Below are 6,270 nucleotides of genomic sequence, written 5' to 3'. Positions count from 1 at the left end.
CTGAAAGTGACTCAGATTGGCTAGCTGATGTTGATGCTGATTCAGACGCTGATGTTGAAGCTGATTCAGATGCTGATGTTGATGCTGATTCAGACGCTGATGCTGACAATGACTCAGATTGGCTAGCTGATACTGATGCTGATTCAGATGCTGATGCTGAAAGTGACTCAGATTGACGCTGATACTGATGCTGACTCAGATGCTGATGTACTTACTGACTCGGATACAGACGTACTGTTTGATTCAGACTCTGAAATTGCTGTACTTGCTGATTCTGATACAGATGTACTGTTTGATTCAGACTCTGAAATTGCTGTACTTGCTGATTCTGATACAGATGTACTATTTGATTCAGATTCTGAAATTGCTGTACTTGCTGATTCTGATACAGATGTGCTATTTGACTCGGATGCTGAATCAGACTCAACCGTAGATACTGATTGTGAAGTTGAGATTGATGTTGACTCAGATTCGTTAACAACATATACATGAGTAGTTTCAGTCATTGAAGTACCAGTATATCTTAAAGTAAGCGGGAATGTAATTCCTTTAAATGTTGATGCTGAATCAGTAGGTCTTACATTACGTCCAAAGTGAATATTAAGTGATGCAACACTACCATTCGGTTGAATTTGGAAGTAAGCAATATTATCAGTATCATTATTGAATTGGATTTTAATCCATTCCTCTGATCCTAATGTAGATAAATCTAATTGACTTGCATCAGTAACAACTGTCGTACCGGTCTTGTCATTACCTCTTGTAATCACATACCCAGAGTCCAACAATGACGAATCAAGTAAATATTGAGTATTTGAATCACCGACTGTCATAGTTGAGGTAGTCAAAATTCGAATAAATCCATCAGTTGATGTTGTTGTATAATCATGAGTGCCTGTGTAATTTGGATCAGCAACCCACAATTCTTTAATAACAGCTTGCTCAGTTGTTTCGACACCATCAACGGTAGTTGTTACTGTAGTTGGTGTAACAATTGTTTTATACTGAATCAACTTACCAGCATCAGCCCAATCATATGGATACCCTTGACGAACCTGTTCTACATAAGACTCACCAGCAACAGGAGTTACATCTTTAGTAGTAGTTGTTGTAGTTGAATAATCATAACCTGGGAAATCTCGAATATCTGATGGAGTGTTTGTCAATCCAGGTAGTGTAACCACAGAATATGTACCTAAAACTGTACCAGTATCGGTAACATAAGTCGTTGTATTGGTAATTGGAGTTGGCACAAGCGTGTTTGTGGCAATTGTATTCTGATCAAATGTTACAGATAACAAACCAGATGCAGTATCAGAAGCACCAGTCGTAGAATATGACGCAACAATTGGGAAGTTTGCTGATTGAGCTTGATAATGAGTAAACTCTGCAGATTCTGATGGACTGATTGAATGTGATTCCAATAGGTTACCTGCATTATCTACTAATTCAACAAGAATTGAACCTGAAAGATTCTTATCAACAGAAGCTCGTAAATAAGCTCCGTTAGTTGAAGAAGCATTATATCCACGCAATACACCAACGGTACCATCATACCAACCGGCTAATGGGATGAACTTGAAAGTGATGTAATCTGAAACTTCTGTAGCTTTGAGAGTACCTGACGTAGTGTGAGTAGCAGTTGCTCCATTGGCATCATCCATAGATGGGCTAACTGATACGGCATCAACCAAGGTACCTGTACCTGAACCGATAGTCGTTGAGGTAGTAGCTGCTAATGCATCCGCCATACGAGCAAAGACAAGACCGTCAGTAGTTGTTTTACTGAACTCAACTGCAAGGGCTTCAACACTTGAACGAACCGCTGTGATCTGAGCTTGAATCTCTTCAACTGTTGCATTAGGATTACTTAAAATTGTTTGTGCTGCTGTAATCTCAGGTGCAGTTGCGGCAACAGCTGCTGCCAATTCTGTGTTACCAGCTTGAGTTGTAGCCAATTGGTTAGTAGCTTCTGCTGAAAGAGCTTCTGCTTCAGATGTCACTTGCTCAAGAATAGTAAGAGCTTCTTCTTTAGTTTGTGTCGTTGCTGTTGTTGATTCTGAACTTGTCGCTGATGTGCTTTCTGCTGACTCAGAAGTAGATGCGACTGATGTCGAAGCTGATGTTGATTGACTTGCTGATACAGAAGCTGATGTTGAAGTTGACGTCTCTACTGAAGTTGATGCTGATACTGAGGCTGCTTCAGAAGCTGCTTCAGATAGAAGAGTCGAGATGCTAGCTGATGTTGATAGGCTTGCTGATACAGAAGCTTCGTCCGTACTTGCTGATGTGCTTGTGCTCTCAGTTGCTGAAGCTGACTCTGTTACTGTAGACTCAGAAACAACTGTACTTTCTGTTGTTGAAGCTGTCAAAGAAACTTGGTCAGTTGTAGCTAATACATCTGTAGTCGTTGTTGTTTCAGTTGCAACTGTATCCTCGGCATGAACTGTATCTGATAAGATTAATCCACCACCTGCGACTGCTCCTGCAGAAAGAACACCACGTAGCATGTGTGAAGCTAGAGAATAACGTTCTTGATCAACATTTTCAACCTTAACTTCTTGACTACCACCTTTGATAAGGTTAAGCAATCCGATTTGGGACATCACTGTTGTTACCCAGTGTTTACCTGATTTGTGGAGTTTTACGCGACTCTTGCGCGAGGTTTCTGTCAAACCTTTTTTGAGATGATTACTCATAAATTTGTTTGAAATCTCCTTTTTGATTATTATTTGTGCCATTTTTTAAAAGAATAGCAAACTTTTAAGGTGAATCTATTAACAAAGTGTTCACCTCACAAGTGGTTATACCTTGGTCAACTAAAACCAATGCAACACTTGCATTAAAAAGTGTAACTTGATATAAACTTTACTCTCAATAAAAATGTAGTGTTTCTAACCGACTCACATTAGCCAAAGCAGCCTATTAAAGTTTGTCTAATATGATAAAAGAAATCATTTTTTCTTATTTCTGAATAAAGTCTATAAAAATCCACCCTAATACACCTTAATTTTAACCTTTTTTCTTAAGACTGTCAACTTTTATGTCTATTTATTATAGTTATTTTTATATATAGGAAATTTATTGTCAAAAAATATCTCTTTCAGCCTCCGGAATCTCATTTTTTTTTTTTTGATTTTAATATTAAACCATAATATCATTTATTATTAATTTTATAGAATAAATGATATTTTTAAAAATACCTACCGAGCAAAGCTCGATAGGTTTAGTTCAGTAGTGAAGTACTGTGAACTGTTCGGTTATCTCTATCAGGATAAATATAATTGATAGCTTGGTTTATCGCGACTGGTGCTTCTCCAAAACCTGTTGCAATCAAATCAACTTTTCCATCATAGGCAGCTGCATCTCCAATTGCATAAACTCCCTCTTGGTTGGTCTCAAATAAAGATGAAACAAAAATGCTACTTCGCTTACTATCAAGATTCCAATTTTTTAGGTTTTTATTGGAAGTTGAAAATCCAAAACTCACAATAAGAGCATCAAGAGAAAGTTCCCCCCTTTCCTCCTCTTTTACCTTTTGAATGACAAGAGACTGTGCCAAGTGGCCATCTCCTTTTAATTCAAGAGGCAGATAAGGTGTGAACACTTGCACATTTGATTGCCCTAGAAGTTCAACACTGTGTTCATGGGCTCGGAAAGCTTCTCGACGGTGGACTAAACTCACTGATTTTGCCAAGCCATCAAGCGCTAAAGCCCAATCAAGTGCAGAATCTCCTCCTCCGCAAATCACAACATCTTTTCCAGCAAACTGATCTAACTGATGAACATTGTAAACAAGGTTAGTGTCAGCATAAATCTCTTCATTTTCCAATCCTAAAGGGCGTGGAGCAAAAGCTCCATTACCACAAGCAATAATGATTGCTTTAGAAAAATGTTGATTCTTGTTGGTTTGGATAGTAAATAGACCATCTACTTTTTCAAAAGTTTTAACTTCTTCTTTTAAACAAATGGTTGTACGATCTTCAAAACGCTTTAATTGTTTTAGGAGGTTTTCGATGAGCTCAGCACCTGTCACTTCTGGATAGGCTGGAATATCATAGATTTTCTTTTCAGGATATAAAATAGCAGGTTGTCCACCTAGCTCGGATAAGCTTTCAATGATTTTTACGGACATACCACGTAAACCTGCATAAAAAGCCGCAAATAAGCCCACTGGTCCACCACCAATAATTGTAATATCGACAACTTGTTTTTCCGTCATTTATTTTCTCCAAACATTTAACTTTTTTTCATTATAGTACACGTAAGATTTAACTCAAGATATTTTCTAGGCTTTTAAAAATTGAGCTGATGTCCTTACTCGGCTTTGATCTTATCGAGCAACACCGCTTCTTCTTCAGTTAGGCTGTAATTTTCTAATAAGTCAGGACGGCGCTGATAAGTTTTTCGTAAACTTTCTTCTAAGCGCCATTTACGAATATTTTCATGGTGACCGCTCATCAGCACATCTGGCACCAGCATACCACGAAAATCATAGGGGCGTGTATACTGAGGATATTCTAAAAGGCCAGATGAAAAGGAATCGTCTTGATGACTTGCTTCTTTTCCAATAACATCTGGAATCAAGCGAACAGTTGCATCTACTATTGTCATCGCAGCTAATTCACCACCTGTCAGTACAAAATCTCCTAAGGACACTTCATCTGTCACTAAGGTCTTAATGCGCTCATCGTACCCCTCATAGTGTCCACAAATAAAAATTAACTCGTCTTCTTGTGCTAGCTCCTCTGCAAAGGATTGATCAAAGCGGCGCCCCGCAGGATCAAGCAAAATAACACGTGGTTTTTCAGCTCCAATCTTTGCAATTGTATCAAAAATCGGCTGAGCTCTAAGCAACATCCCTTGACCTCCACCATAAGGCTCATCATCCACATGACGAGCTTTTTCCGCATTTTCTCGGAAATTATGGTAGTTAATCTCAAGCAAACCTTTATCTTTCGCTTTTCCAACTATAGAGTGCTCAAGGGGAGCAAACATCTCTGGAAAAAGGGTTAAAATATCAATCTTCATCATCCAAACCCTCTAAAACATCAACGTCAACACGATGATTAGCAATGTCAACATTCAAAATGACTGGAGGAATATAAGGAAGTAATAAATCCCGCTTTCCTTTACGCTTTACCACCCAAACATCATTTGCTCCTGGTTGAAGAATTTCTTTAATTTGACCAATCAGGAGATCATTTTCATAGACATCTAAGCCAATAATTTCGTGGTAGTAAAACTCACCATCATCTAAATCTGTCAGATGTTCTTCTGCCACTTTTAAACTAAAACCTTTATATTTTTCAATGTCATTGATATGATTCATATCCTTAAATTTAATAATATCAAAGTTTTTATGTTTACGGTGTTTTGCAATTGTGACAACTGAAACAAATTGATCCTTATCATCAAAAAGAGCTAGCTCGCTCCCTTTTTTAAATCGGTCTTCAGCAAAATCAGTCACACTCAAGACACGCATTTCACCTTGAAGTCCTTGTGTATTGACAATCTTTCCAACATTAAAATAATTCATCTTCTCTCCACTCTTGGCTACCAAGGCTCCTCTGCCTTTCAATATTTTTTCCTTCCCCATTAAGCGCTAGCAAATCTCTTTTCTAGGTAATTGGTCAGACAAACTTAGAGTAGCCACTTTTACCCATTCTATCATGATTTCTCTTTTTTCTCAAGATAACAAAAAAGAGCTAGAGTAATGCTACTCTATGCTCCTTCATCAATAACGATTCTTGCTTTTTTACCTTGAGTTGGAACCGAATAGACAATCGATCTTATTGCTGTGATGGTCCGCCCTTTTCTTCCGATAACACGCCCAATATCACTGCTAGCAAGATGAAGATGATACTCTAAAAATTCAGGGGTATCTTCAATTTTTATTGTAAAAGCATCTGGTTGTGAAATCAAGGGCTTCACAATTGCAATAATGAGATTTTCAATCGTATCCATAAGCTAAATTATTTTGAGAATTTTGAATCGTGGAATTTTTTCATAACGCCTTCTTTTGAAAGGATGTTACGAACTGTATCAGATGGTTGCGCACCATCAGCCAACCATGCAAGAACACGGTCTTCTTTAAGTGTTACTTGGTTTTCAGCAACAAGTGGGTTGTAAGTTCCAACTGTTTCGATAAAGCGACCATCACGTGGTGCACGTGAATCTGCTACGTTGATACGGTAGAAAGGTTTTTTCTTAGAACCCATACGAGTTAAACGGATTTTTACTGCCATTTTAAATAATCTCTTTTCTGTT

General features: G+C 38.0%; 6 protein-coding genes. All 6 read right to left on the bottom strand.

Features of this window, described 5'->3' with window-relative positions:
- Nucleotides 1-167: 167 nt before the first annotated feature.
- Complete coding sequence (locus tag ACQRDX_RS06390) at nt 168-2,699, bottom strand: accessory Sec-dependent serine-rich glycoprotein adhesin (protein WP_427897463.1); 2,532 nt, start codon at nt 2,697-2,699, stop codon at nt 168-170.
- Between the two features lie 527 nt (nt 2,700-3,226).
- A complete protein-coding gene (locus ACQRDX_RS06385) occupies nt 3,227-4,222 on the bottom strand; it encodes an NAD(P)/FAD-dependent oxidoreductase (RefSeq protein ID WP_427895472.1) in 996 nt (331 codons plus the stop codon).
- A 95-nt stretch (nt 4,223-4,317) separates the two neighbouring features.
- Nucleotides 4,318-5,034 carry a tRNA (guanosine(37)-N1)-methyltransferase TrmD gene (gene trmD, locus ACQRDX_RS06380; protein ID WP_427895470.1) on the bottom strand — a complete coding sequence of 239 codons (717 nt, stop codon included), beginning with the start codon at nt 5,032-5,034 and terminating at the stop codon, nt 4,318-4,320.
- On the bottom strand, nt 5,021-5,539 hold the full coding sequence (gene rimM / locus ACQRDX_RS06375) for a ribosome maturation factor RimM (protein ID WP_427895468.1): 519 nt from the start codon (nt 5,537-5,539) through the stop codon (nt 5,021-5,023). The genes trmD and rimM overlap by 14 nt, the downstream gene beginning before the upstream one ends.
- A 185-nt stretch (nt 5,540-5,724) precedes the next feature.
- Nucleotides 5,725-5,967: a KH domain-containing protein gene (locus ACQRDX_RS06370; protein WP_427895466.1), complete on the bottom strand. Its 243-nt coding sequence runs from the start codon at nt 5,965-5,967 to the stop codon at nt 5,725-5,727.
- Between the two features lie 8 nt (nt 5,968-5,975).
- Entirely contained in the window at nt 5,976-6,248 is a 273-nt protein-coding gene (gene rpsP / locus ACQRDX_RS06365) for a 30S ribosomal protein S16 (protein WP_427895464.1), read from the bottom strand.
- Nucleotides 6,249-6,270: the final 22 nt, after the last annotated feature.

Origin of the sequence: Streptococcus sp. SGI.013 (genome assembly GCF_050315295.1) — a bacterium.
In the GTDB taxonomy this organism is placed as follows: Bacteria; Bacillota; Bacilli; order Lactobacillales; family Streptococcaceae; genus Streptococcus; species Streptococcus porcorum.
The sequence above is the reverse complement of the archived record's forward strand: the minus strand, read 5'-3'. Positions and strand labels throughout refer to the sequence as shown.

What these genes read in the sequence shown, in the direction of transcription:
- rpsP (WP_427895464.1), bottom strand. Translation starts at nt 6,248, where the DNA reads ATGGCAGTAAAAATCCGTTTAACTCGTATGGGTTCTAAGAAAAAACCT.
- rimM (WP_427895468.1), bottom strand. Translation starts at nt 5,539, where the DNA reads ATGAATTATTTTAATGTTGGAAAGATTGTCAATACACAAGGACTTCAA.
- ACQRDX_RS06385 (WP_427895472.1), bottom strand. Translation starts at nt 4,222, where the DNA reads ATGACGGAAAAACAAGTTGTCGATATTACAATTATTGGTGGTGGACCA.
- trmD (WP_427895470.1), bottom strand. Translation starts at nt 5,034, where the DNA reads ATGATGAAGATTGATATTTTAACCCTTTTTCCAGAGATGTTTGCTCCC.
- ACQRDX_RS06370 (WP_427895466.1), bottom strand. Translation starts at nt 5,967, where the DNA reads ATGGATACGATTGAAAATCTCATTATTGCAATTGTGAAGCCCTTGATT.
- ACQRDX_RS06390 (WP_427897463.1), bottom strand. Translation starts at nt 2,699, where the DNA reads ATGAGTAATCATCTCAAAAAAGGTTTGACAGAAACCTCGCGCAAGAGT.